General features: G+C 45.1%; 18 protein-coding genes. 15 read left to right on the top strand and 3 right to left on the bottom strand.

Going from position 1 to position 18,291, the window contains the following annotated elements:
- Positions 1-71 precede the first annotated feature (71 nt).
- The 4 genes from fadF (at position 72) to pyrG (ending at position 5,878) form a co-directional block, all read left to right on the top strand.
- Positions 72-2,189 carry a putative iron-sulphur-binding reductase gene (gene fadF / locus BSU_37180; RefSeq protein NP_391599.1) on the top strand — a complete coding sequence of 706 codons (2,118 nt, stop codon included), beginning with the start codon at positions 72-74 and terminating at the stop codon, positions 2,187-2,189.
- Complete coding sequence (gene acdA / locus BSU_37170) at positions 2,186-3,325, top strand: acyl-CoA dehydrogenase (RefSeq protein NP_391598.1); 1,140 nt, start codon at positions 2,186-2,188, stop codon at positions 3,323-3,325. Before fadF ends, acdA begins: the two co-directional genes overlap by 4 nt.
- 182 nt (positions 3,326-3,507) lie before the next feature.
- On the top strand, positions 3,508-4,029 hold the full coding sequence (gene rpoE, locus BSU_37160; RefSeq protein NP_391597.1) for an RNA polymerase (delta subunit) and transcriptional repressor: 522 nt from the start codon (positions 3,508-3,510) through the stop codon (positions 4,027-4,029).
- Positions 4,030-4,270: 241 nt separating this feature from the next.
- Entirely contained in the window at positions 4,271-5,878 is a 1,608-nt protein-coding gene (pyrG, locus tag BSU_37150; protein ID NP_391596.1) for a CTP synthetase, read from the top strand.
- An 81-nt stretch (positions 5,879-5,959) separates the two neighbouring features.
- On the opposite strand, the gene ywjG is transcribed toward pyrG, so the two are convergent.
- Complete coding sequence (gene ywjG / locus BSU_37140) at positions 5,960-6,481, bottom strand: hypothetical protein (RefSeq protein NP_391595.1); 522 nt, start codon at positions 6,479-6,481, stop codon at positions 5,960-5,962.
- Between the two features lie 165 nt (positions 6,482-6,646).
- Between ywjG and spo0F the strand changes: the two genes are divergently transcribed.
- From spo0F to ywkB, 11 genes are all read left to right on the top strand, one after another.
- Positions 6,647-7,021 carry a two-component response regulator of sporulation initiation gene (gene spo0F / locus BSU_37130; protein NP_391594.1) on the top strand — a complete coding sequence of 125 codons (375 nt, stop codon included), beginning with the start codon at positions 6,647-6,649 and terminating at the stop codon, positions 7,019-7,021.
- 180 nt (positions 7,022-7,201) lie between these two features.
- Positions 7,202-8,059 (top strand): fructose-1,6-bisphosphate aldolase, encoded by an 858-nt coding sequence (fbaA, locus tag BSU_37120; protein ID NP_391593.1) that lies wholly within the window; start codon positions 7,202-7,204, stop codon positions 8,057-8,059.
- A gap of 119 nt (positions 8,060-8,178) precedes the next feature.
- Complete coding sequence (tal, locus tag BSU_37110; protein ID NP_391592.3) at positions 8,179-8,817, top strand: transaldolase; 639 nt, start codon at positions 8,179-8,181, stop codon at positions 8,815-8,817.
- A gap of 378 nt (positions 8,818-9,195) precedes the next feature.
- A complete protein-coding gene (gene murAB, locus BSU_37100; protein ID NP_391591.2) occupies positions 9,196-10,485 on the top strand; it encodes a UDP-N-acetylglucosamine 1-carboxyvinyltransferase in 1,290 nt (429 codons plus the stop codon).
- Between the two features lie 30 nt (positions 10,486-10,515).
- Entirely contained in the window at positions 10,516-11,481 is a 966-nt protein-coding gene (glpX, locus tag BSU_37090; protein ID NP_391590.1) for a fructose 1,6-bisphosphatase class II, read from the top strand.
- 214 nt (positions 11,482-11,695) lie between these two features.
- A complete protein-coding gene (locus BSU_37089) occupies positions 11,696-11,857 on the top strand; it encodes a hypothetical protein (RefSeq protein ID YP_009514010.1) in 162 nt (53 codons plus the stop codon).
- Between the two features lie 30 nt (positions 11,858-11,887).
- A complete protein-coding gene (rho, locus tag BSU_37080) occupies positions 11,888-13,171 on the top strand; it encodes a transcriptional terminator Rho (protein NP_391589.2) in 1,284 nt (427 codons plus the stop codon).
- 118 nt (positions 13,172-13,289) lie between these two features.
- A complete protein-coding gene (gene rpmEA / locus BSU_37070) occupies positions 13,290-13,490 on the top strand; it encodes a ribosomal protein L31 (RefSeq protein ID NP_391588.1) in 201 nt (66 codons plus the stop codon).
- Between the two features lie 88 nt (positions 13,491-13,578).
- Positions 13,579-14,166, top strand: coding sequence for a thymidine kinase (tdk, locus tag BSU_37060; RefSeq protein ID NP_391587.1), 588 nt, complete (start codon positions 13,579-13,581; stop codon positions 14,164-14,166).
- Between the two features lie 238 nt (positions 14,167-14,404).
- A complete protein-coding gene (maeA, locus tag BSU_37050) occupies positions 14,405-16,153 on the top strand; it encodes an NAD-dependent malic enzyme (conversion of malate into pyruvate) (protein ID NP_391586.1) in 1,749 nt (582 codons plus the stop codon).
- An 81-nt stretch (positions 16,154-16,234) separates the two neighbouring features.
- Complete coding sequence (gene ywkB, locus BSU_37040; RefSeq protein NP_391585.1) at positions 16,235-17,194, top strand: putative metabolite transporter; 960 nt, start codon at positions 16,235-16,237, stop codon at positions 17,192-17,194.
- A 33-nt stretch (positions 17,195-17,227) separates the two neighbouring features.
- Here ywkB and racA read toward each other — a convergent pair whose 3' ends face one another.
- Both racA and ywkD read right to left on the bottom strand, forming a co-directional pair.
- Positions 17,228-17,782, bottom strand: coding sequence for a chromosome-pole-anchoring protein RacA (racA, locus tag BSU_37030; RefSeq protein NP_391584.1), 555 nt, complete (start codon positions 17,780-17,782; stop codon positions 17,228-17,230).
- Positions 17,783-17,903: 121 nt separating this feature from the next.
- On the bottom strand, positions 17,904-18,290 hold the full coding sequence (gene ywkD / locus BSU_37020) for a putative enzyme (protein ID NP_391583.1): 387 nt from the start codon (positions 18,288-18,290) through the stop codon (positions 17,904-17,906).
- Position 18,291: the final 1 nt, after the last annotated feature.

The raw sequence follows: 18,291 nt of genomic DNA, 5'->3' as shown, positions 1-18,291 counted from the left end.
CATAAAGATAATCTTATACAGATTCGGGGGTAGGGGATCGCGGTCTTTATCAGTAAAAAGGGGGAATTGGAATGAGCGGCTTTCTCATCGCAAATGCATTATTATTTCTGATTGTAACCGCTTACGCTGTCTATTTGTTTGTTTACTTGGTCAAAACGAGACTGGCCTACATCAAGCTCGGCCAGAAAGAACAATTTGATCAACGGTTCAAGGAACGGCTTCACGCCATATGGGTGAATGTATTCGGACAGAAAAAACTGCTCAAGGACAAGAAAAGCGGAATCATTCACGTCATGTTTTTCTACGGATTTATATTGGTTCAGTTCGGAGCAATTGACTTTATCATCAAAGGACTGGCTCCCGGCCGGAATCTGTCGCTTGGCCCGGTCTATCCCGCCTTCACCTTTTTTCAGGAAATTGTTACGTTTCTCATTTTAATTGCTGTTGGGTGGGCATTCTACAGACGTTATATCGAAAAGCTCGTGAGGCTGAAACGCGGTTTCAAAGCCGGACTCGTTCTCATTTTTATCGGAGGATTAATGCTGACCGTTCTGCTTGGGAACGGGATGAATCTGATTTGGCATGAGCATGGGCTTTCTTGGAGCGAGCCAATTGCCTCAGGTATTGCGTTTATGCTTAGCGGTGTCGGGAAAACAGGCGCGGCGGTGATTTTCTATATCGCATGGTGGATCCATCTCCTATTCTTGCTTAGCTTTTTAGTGTACGTGCCTCAGTCAAAGCATGCCCATTTAATCGCCGGCCCGGCAAACGTCTTTTTCAATCGAATGGAATCTGCCGGAAAACTTGAAAAAATTGATTTTACCGACGAAACGAAAGAAAGCTACGGAGCGGGAAAAATTGAGGATTTCAGACAGTCTCAGCTGCTTGATCTATACGCGTGTGTCGAGTGCGGCCGCTGTACCAATATGTGTCCTGCAACAGGCACCGGAAAAATGCTTTCTCCGATGGACTTGATTTTGCGTCTCAGAGACCATCTCACGGAAAAAGGCGCTGCCGTCACCTCGCGCTCCCCATGGGTGCCCGCAGCAGCGTTTCGGCATACGAGAGGCAATCAGCTGGCTGCGGCGTCAGCGGGCAGCGGATCGCAGGAAGCCGCAGCGGCGCTTGATTACAATCCAAGCTTGATCGGCGACGTCATCACAGAGGAAGAAATTTGGGCATGCACCACTTGCCGGAACTGTGAGGATCAATGCCCGGTCATGAATGAGCACGTGGATAAAATCATCGACCTCCGCCGCTACCTCGTACTGACAGAAGGAAAAATGGACAGTGACGCCCAGCGCGCAATGACAAGTATTGAGCGGCAAGGGAATCCGTGGGGACTCAACCGCAAGGAACGTGAAAATTGGCGTGACGAGGCGCCGGATGCTGAGATTCCGACTGTAAAAGAAATGAAAAAAGAAGGAAAAGAATTTGAGTACCTTTTCTGGGTAGGCTCCATGGGGTCTTACGACAACAGAAGCCAGAAAATCGCAATTTCCTTTGCCAAGCTGCTCAATCACGCGGGCGTGTCCTTCGCGATTCTCGGCAATAAAGAAAAAAATTCAGGAGACACGCCGCGCCGCCTCGGAAATGAATTTTTGTTCCAAGAGCTGGCTGAGAAGAATATTTCTGAATTTGAAAAAAATGATGTCAAAAAAATCGTTACGATCGATCCCCATGCATACAATTTATTTAAAAACGAATATCCGGATTTCGGATTTGAAGGCGAGGTTTATCATCATACAGAAGTGCTGGCCGAGCTTGTGAAAAACGGAAAATTAAGACCGCAGCACCCGCTTCATGAGACGATTACCTTCCATGATTCGTGCTATTTGGGCCGGTACAATGAAGTCTATGATCCGCCGAGAGAGATTTTGAAAGCCATTCCGGGCGTGCAGCTTGTTGAAATGGAGAGAAGCCGGGAAACCGGCATGTGCTGCGGAGCCGGCGGGGGATTAATGTGGATGGAGGAAGAAACAGGCAACAGGATTAACGTCGCCAGGACAGAGCAAGCGCTCGCAGTCAACCCATCGGTGATCAGTTCTGGCTGTCCGTATTGTCTCACGATGCTTGGGGACGGCACAAAGGCGAAGGAAGCCGAAGACCAAGTCAAAACGTACGACGTCGTCGAGCTTCTGGCTCAATCCGTTTTAGGCGCTGATCTGAAAATGGGGGAGAAGCAATGAATTTTTCATTATCAGAAGAACATGAGATGATACGAAAATTGGTGCGCGATTTTGCGAAGCATGAGGTGGCCCCGACAGCGGCTGAACGGGACGAACAAGAACGCTTCGATCGCGAGCTGTTTCGGGAAATGGCAAATCTGGGCCTGACGGGAATTCCATGGCCTGAAGATTACGGCGGAATTGGAAGTGACTATTTAGCCTACGTCATCGCGGTGGAAGAGCTGTCAAAAGTGTGCGCCTCCACCGGTGTGACGCTTTCCGCCCATATCTCTCTTTGCAGCTGGCCGCTGTTTGCCTTTGGGACAGAGGAACAGAAGACAGAGTACTTAACACAGCTGGCTCTCGGAGAGAAAATCGGCGCATTCGCTTTGACCGAAGCAGGGTCTGGCTCTGACGCCGGCAGCATGAAAACAACTGCTGAACGAATCGGCGATGACTATGTGTTAAATGGTTCCAAAGTGTTTATCACAAACGGCGGCGTTGCTGATATTTACATTGTTTTTGCCGTCACCGATCCCGAGAAAAAGAAAAAAGGCGTTACCGCTTTTATAGTAGAAAAGGATTTTGAAGGATTTTTTACAGGCAAGAAAGAAAAGAAGCTGGGCATCCGTTCTTCACCGACAACGGAAATCATGTTCGAAGATTGTGTAGTGCCCGCATCAAAGCGTCTCGGAGAAGAAGGAGAAGGCTTCAAAATCGCGATGAAGACGCTTGACGGAGGCAGAAACGGCATAGCTGCACAAGCTGTAGGCATCGCCCAAGGAGCGCTTGATGCGGCGCTTCAATATGCAAAAGAGCGAAAGCAATTCGGAAAATCGATCGCCGAGCAGCAGGGCATCGCTTTTAAACTCGCGGATATGGCGACAATGATAGAAGCTTCAAGGCTACTGACCTATCAGGCTGCATGGTTAGAATCATCGGGCCTTCCATATGGAAAAGCTTCCGCCATGTCCAAACTGATGGCTGGGGATACGGCGATGAAGGTAACGACCGAAGCCGTGCAGATTTTCGGCGGCTACGGCTATACAAAAGATTATCCGGTAGAACGCTATATGCGTGATGCAAAAATCACGCAAATCTATGAAGGCACTCAAGAAATTCAAAGACTGGTCATCTCCAGAATGCTCGCGGATTAACGGAAAACATCTCTCAGTCGGATCACTCTTGTAAAATTATTTAAATTAACGCTGTTAAGGGTAGCATATTCTGTTTTATTTTGTTTATAATGAGAGGTATGGTTTGTATAAGAACGATACAAAATCGCTTTCATTATTGATAAAACAGATACATATAAGTAATAGAAAGGGAGTGTCCGACCTTGGGTATCAAACAATATTCACAGGAAGAGCTAAAGGAAATGGCTTTAGTTGAAATCGCTCACGAATTATTTGAAGAACATAAAAAACCAGTTCCTTTTCAGGAGCTTTTAAATGAAATCGCATCTTTGCTCGGCGTGAAAAAAGAAGAGCTTGGAGACCGCATTGCTCAATTTTATACAGATTTAAACATTGACGGCCGCTTCCTGGCGCTTTCTGACCAGACGTGGGGGCTTCGCAGCTGGTATCCTTATGATCAGCTTGATGAAGAAACTCAGCCGACAGTCAAGGCGAAAAAGAAAAAAGCGAAGAAAGCAGTCGAAGAAGATCTTGATCTTGACGAGTTTGAAGAGATCGACGAAGACGACCTTGATTTGGATGAAGTTGAGGAAGAACTCGATCTTGAAGCCGACGATTTTGACGAAGAAGATCTTGATGAAGACGACGATGATCTTGAGATCGAAGAAGATATTATTGATGAAGATGATGAAGACTATGATGATGAAGAAGAGGAAATTAAATAGTATCAGATTTCATCTTCAAAACGATCTTGACTTTCATAGTCGAACTATGTAGTATGTATTTTGGGCTCTTCAAAAACGAAGAGAGAACATAGTACGTTATGCTCCCTTTCAAGAAATTGAAAGGGAGCTTTCTTATTTTCACCCCTCATTTTTCTTATAAATCATTTAAAAGGCTAAATGATTTTTTATAAAATAGTACATTTTAAAAATGTAGCTAAGAGCGAAGAGAGGAGCAAACGAAATGACGAAATATATTTTTGTAACCGGGGGAGTTGTATCCTCACTTGGAAAGGGTATTGTAGCAGCTTCATTAGGGCGTTTGCTGAAAAACCGCGGACTGAACGTGACGATTCAAAAATTCGATCCATACATCAACGTTGACCCGGGAACAATGAGCCCGTACCAGCACGGTGAAGTATTCGTAACGGATGACGGCGCTGAAACAGACTTGGACCTTGGTCACTATGAGCGTTTTATCGACATTAACCTGAATAAATTCAGCAACGTGACAACAGGTAAAATCTATTCAACAGTTCTTAAAAAAGAACGCCGCGGAGATTACCTTGGAGGAACCGTACAGGTCATTCCGCACATCACAAACGAATTGAAAGACCGTGTTTACCGCGCAGGGAAAGAGACAAACGCAGATGTTGTCATTACAGAAATCGGCGGTACTGTCGGAGACATCGAATCACTGCCATTCCTTGAAGCGATCCGCCAAATGAAGAGCGACATCGGCCGTGAAAACGTAATGTACATCCACTGTACGCTCGTGCCTTACATTAAAGCTGCTGGCGAATTAAAAACAAAACCGACACAGCACAGCGTAAAAGAATTGCGCAGCTTGGGCATTCAGCCAAACATCATCGTCGTTCGTACAGAAATGCCGATTTCTCAAGATATGAAAGATAAAATCGCGCTTTTCTGCGACATCGATACAAAAGCGGTTATTGAATGTGAAGATGCGGACAACCTTTACTCCATTCCGCTGGAGCTTCAAAAACAAGGGCTTGATAAGCTTGTTTGCGAGCACATGAAATTGGCATGCAAAGAAGCGGAAATGTCCGAGTGGAAAGAGCTTGTTAACAAAGTCAGCAACCTGTCTCAAACGATTACAATCGGCCTTGTCGGCAAATACGTTGAGCTTCCTGACGCATACATTTCTGTTGTCGAGTCTCTCCGCCATGCGGGCTATGCGTTTGACACAGATGTAAAAGTGAAGTGGATCAACGCGGAAGAAGTGACAGAAAACAATATCGCAGAACTCACAAGCGGAACAGACGGCATCATTGTGCCGGGCGGATTCGGAGACCGCGGTGTTGAAGGGAAAATCGTCGCGACAAAATACGCGCGCGAAAACAACATTCCGTTCTTGGGCATTTGCTTGGGCATGCAGGTGGCGTCTATTGAATACGCACGAAACGTATTGGGCTTAAAAGGCGCTCACTCAGCGGAAATTGATCCGTCAACTCAATACCCGATCATTGATCTTCTTCCTGAACAAAAGGATGTTGAGGATCTTGGGGGAACGCTTCGTCTCGGCCTTTACCCTTGTAAGCTTGAAGAAGGCACGAAAGCCTTTGAAGTGTATCAGGATGAAGTGGTGTACGAGCGCCACCGCCACCGCTATGAGTTTAACAATGAATTCAGACAGCAAATGGAAGAGCAAGGCTTCGTATTCTCAGGCACAAGCCCTGATGGACGCCTTGTTGAAATCATCGAGCTGAAAGACCACCCTTGGTTCGTGGCTTCTCAGTTCCACCCAGAGTTCAAGTCAAGACCGACAAGACCTCAGCCTCTATTCAAAGGCTTTATCGGAGCGTCTGTCGAAGCTGCAAATCAGAAGTAATAAAAAAGACTTGCCGTTTGTCAAAAGCGGGCAAGTCTTTTTTATTTGTTTCCGGCAAGTTCCAGCATGTACAATAAGATATTATGCATACTCTTGCAGAATTTCTTTTAGTGTAAACGATAAAGCGTGATAGACATACAGTGCTGTCATTAAAGAGGGAAACCCGTAACGGGTGCCGTCTTCATCGGGAACAAGCGGCATTTTTAATTTAGAATCAATATGCACATCACAATACTGTTCTATTCCCGCACTGTCTTTGGCTGCGGGCGATACGCATACGACTCCCGCACCTTTTTCATAAAGCTCTTTTGCGAGCTCCTGTTCTTCGGCTGTGCCCGTCCCTGAGCAAAACATCAGCACCCTGTCGCTTTCTGTCACTTCCTCAGCGTTTTCTGGAAAGGCTTTGACAGATGGGAAGGGTTCTTTGCTTTCGGTGGCCTCATAAAAGACGCCCTGAAGCTCATTCGCTCCGTATAAATAAATGGAATGCCCGCTGATCACCGCTTGAGCAAGCAGCCGCGCCCCATCTTCAATCGCGTCAGATTCCTTATCCTGAATGCGGGAAAAAATACCTGTTAACTGCGTCGTGAATATTTTCAACATAAGTGAATCCTCCTTTATAACGTACAATATCAGTATACAACAAAAGAGAAAATGCTCAGAAAATGTCGTAAAGTAGACTATTATAATTAAAGGAAATAGGAAAATCAAACAGAATACATACAATACTGCTTACTTTTGACGAAAATCATAATATTGGGGTGTAAAATGATGAATGAAAAAATTTTAATCGTTGATGATCAATACGGCATTCGTATTTTGCTAAATGAAGTGTTCAATAAAGAAGGCTACCAGACGTTTCAGGCTGCGAACGGCCTGCAGGCGCTTGACATTGTGACAAAAGAACGGCCCGACCTTGTGCTGTTGGACATGAAAATTCCCGGCATGGACGGAATCGAAATCTTAAAACGGATGAAGGTCATTGACGAAAACATCCGGGTCATTATCATGACGGCATACGGAGAGCTCGACATGATCCAGGAATCGAAGGAATTGGGCGCTCTGACGCACTTTGCCAAGCCGTTTGACATCGACGAAATCAGAGACGCCGTCAAAAAATATCTGCCCCTGAAGTCTAACTGACAAAAAGAAGAAACAAATGAATCATGTCATTATGTTGCCGATTTGTCGAAAAGTTGGTATCCTAGTTATGGAGAAAAAGCGATCTGAGTATTTACATATGACAGCAATATATGGGTCATGCTAGGGTGGAAAGCTTTTTTCGCTAGAAGACAATCAGGCTACATAAGGAGGACATTCGACATGCCTTTAGTTTCTATGACGGAAATGTTGAATACAGCTAAAGAAAAAGGGTACGCTGTAGGACAATTTAACTTAAACAACCTTGAGTTTACTCAAGCGATTTTACAAGCAGCTGAAGAAGAAAAATCTCCAGTGATCCTTGGTGTTTCCGAAGGTGCGGGACGCTACATGGGCGGCTTCAAAACAGTCGTTGCTATGGTAAAAGCACTTATGGAAGAGTACAAAGTGACAGTTCCTGTTGCGATTCACTTAGACCACGGTTCAAGCTTTGAATCTTGTGCGAAAGCGATTCATGCAGGTTTCACATCTGTAATGATCGACGCTTCTCACCATCCATTTGAAGAAAACGTAGCAACAACTGCTAAAGTTGTTGAGCTTGCTCATTTCCACGGAGTATCTGTAGAAGCTGAGCTTGGAACAGTAGGCGGACAAGAAGATGACGTTATCGCTGAAGGCGTAATCTACGCTGATCCTAAAGAGTGCCAAGAGCTTGTTGAGCGCACTGGCATCGACTGCCTTGCACCTGCATTAGGTTCTGTTCACGGCCCTTACAAAGGTGAGCCAAACCTTGGCTTCAAAGAAATGGAAGAGATCGGAAAATCAACTGGCCTTCCGCTAGTTCTTCACGGCGGTACTGGAATTCCGACTGCTGACATCAAAAAATCAATTTCACTTGGTACAGCTAAAATCAACGTGAATACTGAAAACCAAATTTCTTCTGCAAAAGCTGTTCGCGAAACATTGGCAGCTAAGCCTGACGAGTACGATCCACGTAAATACCTTGGACCAGCTCGTGAAGCGATCAAAGAAACAGTTATCGGTAAAATGCGTGAATTTGGTTCTTCAAACCAAGCTTAATTCAATTGGAACTTTTTATAGCCGCCTGACAGCTTGACAGGCGGTTTTCCGTCTATCTTTAGAAAGCGCAATCATATTCGCAGTTCAGAAAATTTCTTAATCAGGGAGGCTTTTTGAAAATGTTATTCTTTGTTGATACAGCCAATATCGATGAAATTAGAGAAGCGAATGAATTAGGAATTCTCGCCGGTGTAACGACGAATCCTAGTTTAGTAGCAAAGGAAGCTAACGTATCATTCCACGACCGTCTTCGCGAGATCACAGACGTCGTGAAAGGGTCTGTAAGCGCAGAGGTTATTTCTTTGAAAGCTGAGGAAATGATCGAGGAAGGAAAAGAACTGGCGAAGATCGCTCCGAACATTACGGTGAAAATCCCAATGACGTCTGACGGTTTAAAAGCGGTAAGAGCACTTACTGACTTAGGCATCAAAACAAACGTTACATTGATCTTCAATGCCAACCAGGCGCTTCTTGCTGCCAGAGCGGGGGCAACATATGTATCTCCATTCCTGGGACGTTTAGATGACATCGGCCACAACGGGCTTGACCTGATTTCAGAAGTTAAACAGATTTTTGACATTCACGGCCTTGACACGCAAATCATTGCAGCGTCAATCCGCCATCCGCAGCACGTGACAGAAGCTGCTCTTAGAGGGGCTCATATCGGCACAATGCCGCTGAAAGTCATTCATGCGCTCACTAAACACCCGTTAACAGACAAAGGAATCGAACAATTCCTGGCAGACTGGAACAAATAATGAAAGGGGCGGCAAACAGCTTTATGCCTGTTTGCCGCGGCCTTTGTATTTCACCGACCTGATACAGCGGATCTTCAGATGCTGACGCCGCTTTACAGAGAAGGAATCATTGGGCTGCAGAAGCTGATATCGGAATGAAGGGTATGCGTACTGCTTTTGCCGGATGACGACGATGTCTCTCGAGCCGGCGGGTCTCTGTGCATCTTTTGAAACCTGTACCCCCCAAAGCTTCGCTATTTTCTTCCTGATATTTTACAATGTGTTGTATTCTTTCTCTTCGAATTGGCTAGATTTTGGACATGAGCTTTATTTGCAGAGACAGAATAAAATGACATTTTATTTAGCTCCGCAGCTATCTTCTTATGGAAGGAGACTATCATGGAAAAGTTGAATATTGCCGGCGGTGACTCGTTAAACGGTACAGTACATATCAGCGGCGCTAAAAACAGCGCTGTTGCGTTAATACCTGCAACCATTTTGGCAAATTCCGAGGTGACAATTGAAGGGCTTCCAGAGATTTCAGATATTGAAACGCTGCGTGACCTGTTAAAGGAAATCGGCGGCAACGTGCATTTTGAGAATGGGGAAATGGTTGTTGACCCTACGTCGATGATCAGCATGCCGCTTCCTAACGGGAAAGTAAAAAAGCTTCGCGCGTCATATTATTTAATGGGGGCGATGCTCGGCCGCTTCAAGCAGGCGGTCATTGGATTGCCTGGCGGCTGTCACTTAGGGCCCCGTCCGATTGATCAGCATATCAAAGGCTTTGAAGCACTCGGAGCTGAAGTAACCAATGAACAAGGCGCCATTTATTTGCGAGCTGAAAGGCTGAGAGGCGCACGGATTTATTTAGATGTCGTAAGCGTTGGGGCAACGATTAACATTATGCTCGCCGCTGTTTTGGCAGAAGGGAAAACGATCATCGAAAACGCTGCCAAGGAGCCTGAGATCATTGACGTCGCGACATTGCTTACCAGCATGGGCGCCAAAATCAAAGGTGCGGGCACCAATGTGATTCGAATCGACGGCGTGAAGGAACTGCACGGCTGCAAGCATACGATCATTCCGGACAGAATTGAAGCCGGGACATTTATGATTGCAGGGGCTGCAATGGGCAAGGAAGTCATTATCGATAACGTCATCCCTACTCATCTTGAGTCGTTAACGGCAAAGCTGAGAGAAATGGGCTATCATATCGAAACAAGCGACGACCAGCTCCTCATTGTCGGCGGGCAGAAGAACTTAAAGCCGGTTGACGTCAAAACCCTCGTATACCCGGGGTTTCCGACTGATTTACAGCAGCCGATGACGGCGCTCCTGACAAGGGCGAAAGGGACGAGTGTCGTCACAGACACCATCTACTCGGCAAGATTCAAGCACATTGATGAGCTGAGACGAATGGGTGCCAATATGAAAGTAGAAGGCAGATCTGCCATCATCACAGGTCCTGTCGAGCTTCAAGGCGCAAAAGTGAAGGCGAGTGATCTGCGTGCCGGAGCCTGCTTGGTGGTAGCCGGACTGATGGCTGATGGCGTCACGGAAATTACGGGACTGGAGCATATTGACCGAGGATACAGCAGCCTTGAGAAGAAGCTTGAGGGGCTTGGAGCGACAATTTGGCGTGAAAGAATGACTGACGAAGAAATAGAACAGCTTCAAAATTCATAATGGTTTCTTGTGAGAGGAGATCGTGTTGAAATGGAAAGAAGTTTATCAATGGAATTGGTACGTGTGACAGAAGCTGCGGCATTGGCATCAGCAAGATGGATGGGCCGGGGAAAAAAAGATGAGGCTGATGAAGCGGCAACAAGTGCAATGAGAGACGTTTTTGATACAGTGCCGATGAAAGGGACCGTTGTAATCGGTGAAGGGGAAATGGACGAAGCGCCAATGCTGTATATCGGGGAAAAACTCGGAAACGGGTACGGCCCTCGCGTTGATGTCGCAGTTGACCCTCTTGAAGGCACAAACATCTTAGCAAGCGGCGGCTGGAACGCGCTGACGGTTATCGCGGTCGCAGACCATGGCACGCTTCTGAATGCTCCTGACATGTATATGCAAAAAATCGCAGTCGGTCCGGAAGCGGTGGGCTGCATTGACATCGAAGCACCTGTCATTGACAACCTTAAAGCGGTGGCAAAAGCGAAAAACAAGGACGTTGAGGACGTCGTTGCCACAATTTTAAACCGTGAAAGACACGCAAAAATCATTTCCGAGCTTCGTGAGGCCGGCGCCAGAATCAAATTGATCAATGACGGCGATGTCGCAGGCGCCATCAACACGGCTTTCGACCACACGGGCGTTGATATCCTGTTCGGATCAGGCGGCGCTCCTGAGGGTGTGCTTTCCGCTGTTGCGCTAAAAGCACTCGGCGGAGAAATCATTGGTAAACTTCTTCCGCAAAGCGAAGAAGAAATCACTCGCTGTCACAAAATGGGCCTTGATTTAAGCAAAGTGCTTCGCATGGAAGACCTTGTGAAGGGTGATGACGCGATTTTTGCAGCTACAGGGGTTACTGACGGCGAGCTGTTAAAAGGAGTTCAATTCAAAGGCTCTGTCGGTACAACTGAAAGCTTAGTTATCCGTGCAAAATCGGGCACTGTTCGTTTCGTTGACGGCAGACACAGCTTGAAAAAGAAACCAAATCTTGTAATCCGTCCATAACAAACAGAAAAAGCGGGTGTGAGCCCGCTTTAACTTTTGCAGAAAAGCGTCAACTCTATCAATTCCGTGTCAAAACCTTATTTCAGTTGAATAATTTTTTGAAATAAGGTAAAAATAAAGAGTGCTGCGAATTTTACTGCGTAATACCTTCTTTTAAGCACTAGGAAAGTTTCAATTTCTACCGCATACAGACGATATAAGTATTGATCTTCTCATGTTTTTGTCCTCGCTTCCTTCAAAACTCATTAAGACAATCCTTTTAACAAAAGCGCCGATCATGGGTGGAAGTGTTACCGATAGAAGTTCCTTTATGTTAAAAAAAGAATGTGCTTTGGCGGATGTTGTGCAAAAGCAGCAGATGACATGTTCAGAGTAAGATATTGACTATGAAAAGCGTGGTGTTTTTATGAAAGACGTATCTATTTCCTCTTTGGAAAATATGAAATTGAAAGAGCTTTATGAACTTGCAAGACATTATAAAATCTCCTATTACAGCAAACTGACAAAAAAAGAACTCATTTTCGCCATTCTGAAAGCGAATGCAGAACAGGAAGATCTGCTGTTTATGGAAGGCGTTCTCGAGATCATCCAGTCTGAAGGTTTCGGATTCCTGAGACCGATCAACTACTCTCCAAGCTCAGAAGACATTTACATCTCAGCTTCACAAATCCGCCGTTTCGATTTGCGGAACGGAGACAAAGTATCTGGCAAGGTTCGCCCGCCAAAAGAAAATGAGCGTTACTATGGACTTTTGCACGTTGAAGCAGTAAATGGGGATGATCCCGAATCTGCAAAAGAGCGTGTGCATTTCCCGGCTCTTACGCCACTTTATCCGGATCGTCAAATGGTGCTTGAAACAAAGCCGAACTTCTTGTCTACAAGAATTATGGACATGATGGCGCCGGTTGGATTTGGGCAGCGCGGATTGATTGTTGCGCCGCCGAAAGCCGGAAAAACGATGTTGCTGAAGGAAATTGCCAACAGCATTACAGCGAACCAGCCTGAAGCAGAGCTGATCGTGCTTTTAATTGACGAAAGACCTGAGGAAGTAACCGATATCGAGCGCTCTGTAGCTGGGGATGTCGTCAGCTCAACGTTTGATGAAGTGCCGGAAAACCATATCAAAGTGGCCGAGCTTGTGCTTGAACGTGCGATGCGTCTCGTGGAACACAAAAAAGACGTCATTATCCTGATGGACAGCATCACACGTCTTGCCCGCGCCTACAACTTAGTGATTCCGCCAAGTGGAAGAACGCTTTCCGGGGGGATTGACCCAGCGGCGTTCCACCGTCCGAAACGCTTCTTTGGGGCTGCGAGAAATATCGAAGAGGGCGGCAGCTTAACCATCCTTGCTACGGCTCTGGTCGATACAGGTTCACGTATGGATGATGTCATTTATGAAGAATTCAAGGGAACAGGCAACATGGAGCTCCATCTTGACCGCTCTCTTGCCGAGCGCCGCATCTTCCCTGCCATCGATATCCGCCGTTCAGGAACGCGCAAAGAAGAGCTGCTTGTGCCTAAAGAGCATCTTGATCGTTTATGGTCTATCCGCAAAACGATGTCTGATTCACCTGATTTCGCAGAAAAGTTCATGAGAAAAATGAAAAAAACCAAAACAAACCAGGAATTTTTCGATATTCTCAATCAAGAATGGAAACAGGCAAATCTATCATCTGCAAGAAGGTAAATTGTATTTGCAAAAGAAGTAAATCACTGATATAATTTTCTCATATGCGTTTCGGACAATGCTCCGAAATAATAACTCTGTTTCCACACGGGATTCAGGGCGGAAGGAGATGGATACAATGAAAGCAGGAATTCATCCTAATTTCAAAAAAGCAACAGTTAAATGCGCTTGCGGAAATGAATTTGAAACAGGCTCAGTAAAAGAAGAGGTACGCGTTGAGATTTGCTCTGAATGCCACCCATTCTACACTGGCCGTCAAAAATTCGCTTCTGCTGATGGTCGTGTTGATCGCTTTAACAAAAAATACGGTCTTAAGTAATAATAGATTTCTCAACAGGCAAGCAGCAGTCTTGCCTGTTTTTTATATTGTCTAAAACACAGCTGGCAGAGAGAGGGGAGCGAAGCCTATGTACATAATGAAACAAAGCGGGTGGCTTGAGCTGATTTGCGGCAGCATGTTCTCGGGGAAATCTGAAGAGCTGATCAGAAGAGTGAAGAGAGCAACTTATGCCAAGCAGGAAGTCAGGGTATTTAAGCCTGTAATTGATAACCGATACAGCGAAGCTGCTGTTGTCTCCCATAATGGAACATCGATGACGAGCTATGCCATTTCGTCTGCTGCGGACATTTGGGATCACATCAGTGAAAGTACAGATGTGGTTGCGGTTGATGAAGTGCAGTTTTTTGATCAGGAAATTGTTGAGGTTTTATCATCTCTTGCCGATAAAGGCTACCGTGTGATAGCAGCAGGCCTTGATATGGATTTTAGGGGAGAGCCGTTCGGTGTCGTCCCGAATATCATGGCGATTGCGGAAAGTGTGACAAAGCTGCAAGCCGTCTGTTCTGTTTGCGGATCACCGGCGAGCAGAACACAGCGCCTCATTGACGGCAAACCTGCTTCTTACGATGATCCGGTCATTTTGGTTGGTGCAGCTGAATCATATGAAGCAAGATGCAGACATCATCACGAAGTCCCAGGTAAATCTAAAAAATAGTCCAAAACATGGGTATAAAGATAGAATGCACCGGCTAAAAACACCGGTGTTTTTTTTATATTCTGATAATATTCAATTAAAAAATTTAAATAAGTATATTAAAAAATTAAGTAATTTTCTTCTCTTGAATTTTGATTTTGACAGGCATACAATAGCTTACGTAATGTAAATAGTTTTGAGACATTGTTCGAATAATTGTCACAAAGTCGCATAAAGATCATGATCGGTCATATTTTAGATGGGTTATTACTTAACTTGGTTAACTATTTCAAGAAAGAAGGAGATTTGCTTGAATAACATAAAAAAAACGAAAGAAGGCCACTTAGAAACAACTCTTAGAGGAAAAGAAGTTTTATCTATTCCTACTTTAAATAAAGGCGTTGCTTTTTCACTAGAAGAAAGACAAGAACTCGGCTTAGAAGGGCTTCTGCCGCCAACTGTACTTTCTCTTGATCAACAAGCACAACGCGCGTACGAGCAATTCCAAGCGCAGCCTGACCGCCTTCGTCAAAATGTTTACTTAAGTGATCTTGCAAACCGTAACGAAGTTCTTTTCTATAAATTGCTGAAAAACCATCTTCGCGAAATGCTTCCTGTTGTGTACACGCCAACAGTTGGTGAAGCGATTCAGGAATACAGCCATGAATATAGAAGACCTCAAGGAATCTACTTGTCAATCGATAACATTGACGGTATTGAAAAAGCGTTTGAAAACCTTCATGCGACAGCAGGCGATATTGATCTTATCGTTGCTACTGACTCCGAAAGCATTCTCGGTATCGGTGACTGGGGTGTAGGCGGTATTAATATTGCAATCGGTAAATTGGCTGTCTACACTGCTGCAGCTGGTATTGACCCTAGCCGTGTTATCCCGGTTGTGCTTGATGTCGGTACGAACAACGAAAAACTTCTAAACGATCCTTTATATATTGGTAACAAGCATGAACGTGTTCAAGGTGAACGCTACGAAGCTTTCATTGACGCTTATGTAAAAGCTGCATTGAAATTCTTCCCTAAAGCGCTTCTTCACTGGGAAGACCTTGGCAACAAAAATGCACGCAACATCATGAAAAAATACAATCATGAAATCCTGACATTTAATGATGATATTCAAGGTACTGGCGCGATTACACTTGCAGGTGTGCTTGCCGCTATGAAGAAAACCGGCGCTTCTATTAAAGATCAGCGTGTTGTTATCTTCGGTGCTGGTTCTGCTGGTATCGGTATTGCTGACCAAATCCGTGACACAATGGTGCTAGCCGGATTATCTGAAGAAGAAGCTAACAAACGTTTCTACACACTTGATTACAGAGGCTTGCTGACTGAAGACATCGAAGGCATCCTTGATTTCCAAAAACCTTACCTTCGCAATGCGGATGAAGTGAAAGACTGGAAGCGCGATGAAAAAGGTCAAATTCCATTCGATGAAGTTGTTCGTCAAGCGAAACCAACAATCTTGATTGGTACTTCAGGGGTTTCAGGTGCATTCACAGAGGAAATTGTAAAAGAAATGGCATCTCACGTAGACCGTCCGGTTATCATGCCGATGTCTAACCCGACTCACCTTGCTGAAGCTGTTCCTGAAGATCTGTTCAAATGGACTGACGGAAAAGTGCTTATTGCAACAGGAAGCCCATTTGACAATGTAGAATACAACGGTGTTTCTTATGAAATCGGACAATCTAACAACGCATTCGCGTTCCCTGGTCTTGGACTTGGTTCAATTGTAGCTGAAGCGCGTATCATTACACCTGCTATGTTTGCTGCAACTGCTGATGCGATTGCTGAAATGGTTGATCTTGAAACACCTGGAGCAGGATTGCTTCCAAGCATTGATAAGCTTCAAGAGGTTTCTATCCAAGTTGCGATTGCCGTTGCTGAAGCAGCAATTAAAGACGGCGTGGCAAATCGTCAGCCTGAAGATGTGAAACAAGCGGTACTTGATGCAATGTGGACACCTGAATACAAAAAAGTCATCGCGAAATAATTAGCGAGTAAATTTTTCTGTCCGAGGGAAAGCTTTTTGTAAAGCTAAAGTATACGGACATAGGATTTGGAGGAGAATATTTTGAGCATCTTAGATATCTTAATCCTCCTGGCGCCGATCTTCTTTGTTATCGTGCTGGGTTGGTTTGCAGGACATTTTGGAAGTTATGATGCCAAGTCGGCAAAAGGGGTAAGTACGTTAGTAACGAAATACGCACTTCCAGCTCACTTTATCGCTGGTATTTTGACAACTTCCAGAAGTGAATTTTTATCACAAGTACCTTTAATGATTTCTTTAATTATTGGGATTGTTGGTTTCTATATCATCATTCTTTTGGTTTGCAGATTTATATTCAAGTATGATTTAACGAACTCATCTGTATTTTCTTTGAACTCTGCACAGCCGACATTCGCATTTATGGGTATCCCGGTATTGGGAAGCTTATTCGGAGCGAATGAAGTTGCGATTCCGATCGCGGTCACAGGTATCGTGGTTAACGCGATTCTTGATCCGCTCGCGATCATTATCGCTACTGTTGGTGAGTCTTCTAAGAAAAACGAAGAGAGTGGCGACAGCTTCTGGAAGATGACAGGAAAATCAATCCTGCATGGTCTTTGTGAGCCGCTTGCAGCTGCTCCGTTAATCAGTATGATCTTGGTGCTGGTTTTCAATTTCACTCTTCCTGAGCTGGGTGTTAAAATGCTTGATCAGCTTGGAAGCACAACATCTGGTGTTGCTCTCTTCGCTGTTGGTGTTACCGTTGGTATTCGTAAAATTAAACTCAGTATGCCGGCTATCGGTATTGCGTTACTAAAAGTTGCGGTTCAGCCTGCGTTAATGTTCCTGATTGCTCTTGCTATCGGACTTCCAGCTGACCAAACAACAAAAGCAATCCTTCTTGTTGCATTCCCTGGTTCTGCCGTTGCAGCCATGATTGCGACTCGTTTCGAGAAACAAGAAGAAGAAACTGCAACTGCGTTTGTGGTCAGTGCGATTCTGTCATTGATTTCACTTCCAATCATTATCGCGCTTACTGCGTAACAAAAAAAGCTCCCTTTAAGGGAGCTTTTTGCTTTAGGTTTGAAATTTGAACAGTGACAGCAGCGGTTTTTTTCTTGTTTTGGTTTTTTCAGAAGCAGCAGCAGTCTCGGGGATCGAATGAGCGGTGAATTCTTTCATTTGTGAGGTCAGTGATTGCAGATCTGCAAGAATATCATCGATTTCTCTGCGGTGCTGAAGCAGCTGGTAAGATACACCTTCATCGGCTTTTTGTTTCAGCTGGCGTTCCAGTTCCGACATCCTTGCCATCAATTCGCTTTCGTCCTGCCTTTGCTGTAAAAGGGTGTCCAGCTTTTGTTCAAGCTGCTCGATTCTTCGTTCTGTGTCGCTACTTGTTTTTTGGACAAGGAAGCCTGTGCGCTTTTTAGCGCTTTTCGGCAGATGAATATCCTGAATCGCCGTGCCTTCAGAGATTTGTTTTTGAACGGATTTTAGAACCTTCACGTCTTCTGCCGTGAACGAATAGTGTCCGAGCTCATTGCGTTCGGCCGGAAGATTCAGCTGCTTCACCCACCGCTGCACCGTCTTTGCGGAGACGCCGAGTTCACTTGCTACCATATTTGTATTCATGATCCCATACCTCCTTTTAAGCTAGGTATTCGACCATAGAATGCGGTTCCCTTCCCGTTAGACAAAACAAGAAAAGATTCGGCAAAGAAAGTGGGTATCTCCTTTTTTTCTTCAAAAACTGTTATTGTTCATACAGTTCTAATGGAAGCTGGTCAGGATCAAAAAAGAAGGTGAAACGCTTGCCGGTCAGCGGATCTGTTCTGATTGGCTCTGTTTCGATTCCTTTTTCATGAAGCTCTTGAACAGCTTTATCCAAGCTGCCGACTGTAAAGGCGAGGTGGCGCAGGCCTGCGGCTTCAGGCCGGGTTTGTCGTTCGGGCGGATCGGGAAACGAGAACAGCTCAATGACATACGAGCCGTTAAGCGACAAATCAAGCTTATAGGAGCCGCGCTCTTCGCGGTACGTTTCTTGAATCACCTGAAAACCAAGCTTATGTACGTAGAAAGCTTTCGACTTTTCGTAATCTGAACATATGATTGCAATATGATGTATGGATTTCAGCAACATC

The sequence above is a fragment of the Bacillus subtilis subsp. subtilis str. 168 genome (assembly GCF_000009045.1).
Classification (GTDB): domain Bacteria; phylum Bacillota; class Bacilli; order Bacillales; family Bacillaceae; genus Bacillus; species Bacillus subtilis.
This window is presented reverse-complemented; position numbering and strand designations above follow the sequence as displayed.

Coding starts and splice junctions, on each gene's coding strand:
- fadF (NP_391599.1), top strand. CDS start 72: ATGAGCGGCTTTCTCATCGCAAATGCATTATTATTTCTGATTGTAACC.
- acdA (NP_391598.1), top strand. CDS start 2,186: ATGAATTTTTCATTATCAGAAGAACATGAGATGATACGAAAATTGGTG.
- pyrG (NP_391596.1), top strand. CDS start 4,271: ATGACGAAATATATTTTTGTAACCGGGGGAGTTGTATCCTCACTTGGA.
- ywjG (NP_391595.1), bottom strand. CDS start 6,481: ATGTTGAAAATATTCACGACGCAGTTAACAGGTATTTTTTCCCGCATT.
- spo0F (NP_391594.1), top strand. CDS start 6,647: ATGATGAATGAAAAAATTTTAATCGTTGATGATCAATACGGCATTCGT.
- fbaA (NP_391593.1), top strand. CDS start 7,202: ATGCCTTTAGTTTCTATGACGGAAATGTTGAATACAGCTAAAGAAAAA.
- tal (NP_391592.3), top strand. CDS start 8,179: ATGTTATTCTTTGTTGATACAGCCAATATCGATGAAATTAGAGAAGCG.
- murAB (NP_391591.2), top strand. CDS start 9,196: ATGGAAAAGTTGAATATTGCCGGCGGTGACTCGTTAAACGGTACAGTA.
- glpX (NP_391590.1), top strand. CDS start 10,516: ATGGAAAGAAGTTTATCAATGGAATTGGTACGTGTGACAGAAGCTGCG.
- BSU_37089 (YP_009514010.1), top strand. CDS start 11,696: ATGTTTTTGTCCTCGCTTCCTTCAAAACTCATTAAGACAATCCTTTTA.
- rho (NP_391589.2), top strand. CDS start 11,888: ATGAAAGACGTATCTATTTCCTCTTTGGAAAATATGAAATTGAAAGAG.
- rpmEA (NP_391588.1), top strand. CDS start 13,290: ATGAAAGCAGGAATTCATCCTAATTTCAAAAAAGCAACAGTTAAATGC.
- tdk (NP_391587.1), top strand. CDS start 13,579: ATGTACATAATGAAACAAAGCGGGTGGCTTGAGCTGATTTGCGGCAGC.
- maeA (NP_391586.1), top strand. CDS start 14,405: ATGGGTTATTACTTAACTTGGTTAACTATTTCAAGAAAGAAGGAGATT.
- racA (NP_391584.1), bottom strand. CDS start 17,782: ATGAATACAAATATGGTAGCAAGTGAACTCGGCGTCTCCGCAAAGACG.
- ywkD (NP_391583.1), bottom strand. CDS start 18,290: ATGTTGCTGAAATCCATACATCATATTGCAATCATATGTTCAGATTAC.